This is a genomic window from Chitinimonas sp. BJB300 (genome assembly GCF_002735695.1).
Lineage (GTDB): Bacteria > Pseudomonadota > Gammaproteobacteria > Burkholderiales > Chitinimonadaceae > Chitinimonas.
The window spans coordinates 1-1725 of the sequence record NZ_PDZH01000284.1 but is presented as its reverse complement, the minus strand read 5'-3'; the positions used below and the strand labels follow the sequence as shown (position 1 = coordinate 1725).

The 1725-nt window shown below is 54.3% G+C and carries 2 protein-coding genes; both read right to left on the bottom strand.

The window, feature by feature from the left end:
- A partial coding sequence (locus tag CSQ89_RS21350; protein WP_233203410.1) for a ShlB/FhaC/HecB family hemolysin secretion/activation protein occupies window positions 1–1336 on the bottom strand: 1336 nt, incomplete at its 3' end.
- 29 nt (window positions 1337–1365) lie between these two features.
- Window positions 1366–1521: a hypothetical protein gene (locus CSQ89_RS22725; protein ID WP_158229087.1), complete on the bottom strand. Its 156-nt coding sequence runs from the start codon at window positions 1519–1521 to the stop codon at window positions 1366–1368.
- Between the last annotated feature and the right edge of the window lie 204 nt (window positions 1522–1725).

Here is a 1725-nt window from a genome sequence, read left to right as displayed (position 1 = left end):
GCAAGGCCTGCTCGTTCAAATGGAAAGGGACGTTCAGTTGTGCATTGGCAAACACGATGAATGGGCGAGATGTTCCTTCCCCATCCTGTTCTTCCGGCGCCGAAAGCGAACGGTTTGCGCCGGTACCGCGCTTGACGCTGGTATTTATATCCAACGAAGCACGGCCCATATATCGCCGATAGTTCAGACCCCACTCCCAGCCGCCTGTTCTGCGACGCTGGACCCCCACCTCGGCATCATTAATAAAATTTGCCGACTCTCGTTTCCAACCACGCAGTGAGGTCTGCACTTTGGAAACCCCATCCCGATATAACAGCCGGCTCAGGCTGATCTCCTGGTTGGCGCTGGTGCCGCTATAGACGTAGTCCACACTATCACCGGCAACCGACTGGTGATAGCGGTGTTGACTGGTAGTCAATCCAAACAACCAATATCCCCAGGGCACCGAGTAATGCACCGTATGACTCTTGTTCCCGCGCTTGCCCTCATCTCCGCCCCCCAGCGAGCGGGTAGCGCTGACATAGAACAAGTCGTTCAATGTCCACCAATGATCGTAAGACACCGTGGCCGACCCCATGTACTTACCAGTGCTCTTGCTGCCCGCATCATCAACTGTGAGTGCCAATCGGAATGGCGACGATTGCCGCCAGCGAACCAGCAGATCGCTCTCTCCTGGCTGCGCGTCTTTACCCTCTGCCGGCGCAATCTGGATATCCGCATCCGCGCTGGGGACGCGCTTCAGGTTTTCCAGTCCCTGTTCGATCCCACGCAGGTTGAGAACATCCCCCGGCCGCAGGGGAAGCGCATTACGCAATGTCGCCCGATGTCCTTGGGGATCGATCAAACGTAACTGGCCGACCCGGCCAAGCATCAGGGTCAGATTAAGCTGACCAGCTTTCAGGTCCTGCGGCGATGCAAGCACACGGCTGGTGACATAGCCTGCCGCAACCAGGGCGTTCTGCATGCGACCCATCACCACATTAATGCCCTGTGCGCCCAGACAGCGCCCCAACAATGGCTCACCCGGCAAACTGGCGTGCTTGAGCAGCCACTGAAAATCAGCCGAACCCTCACCAGTTAACAGAATTTGATTGACCTGGAAACAGGGACTTTCATTTGTTGGGATGCCGTCCAGTGGGGGGGCAACCGGTAAACGTTCAAGCCGGACATCAGGCCGAGACTCCTGCTGCTCACGCAGTATCCGTTCACGCTCTTGTTGCCGGCGTAATTGATCCTCTTCTGGCGTGGCTGCAATTGCCGTGGAGGCTAGCAAAATGGCTGCTGAAAATGCTGCTGTTTTAGGCTGGGAAAGCAGAGAGGTAAAACTGAATGACATTATAATAATCATGCACTTAATGCAGTGCTTTATCGTTTTCTGATAAGGCGCGGCAAGATAGCACCAAACCCGCTGCCTTTCTCAGCATGGGCCACAATATATTCGTTTGAAGTCGACCCGAAAGGTGCCAGATGGCGTGCAGAACTTGAAATACCAATCAACATCCAGCGTTTGATGGCCAGCATGGATTTAAGCACTTTTGCAGCCGATCACTACTTGCTGTCTCGATTCGTTACCCGAAACAGCGTTGCTAGGTTGCTTAAGGGCACCTCGAAAAACCTCTCATCCATGGCATGATTCTTACATCCCAAAGTCAGCCCTCCCATCATGATCAAATCCAGTCTGTTTGCCAGTGAAGAACGTGAAGCCAAACTTGATCAGCTGGGCGA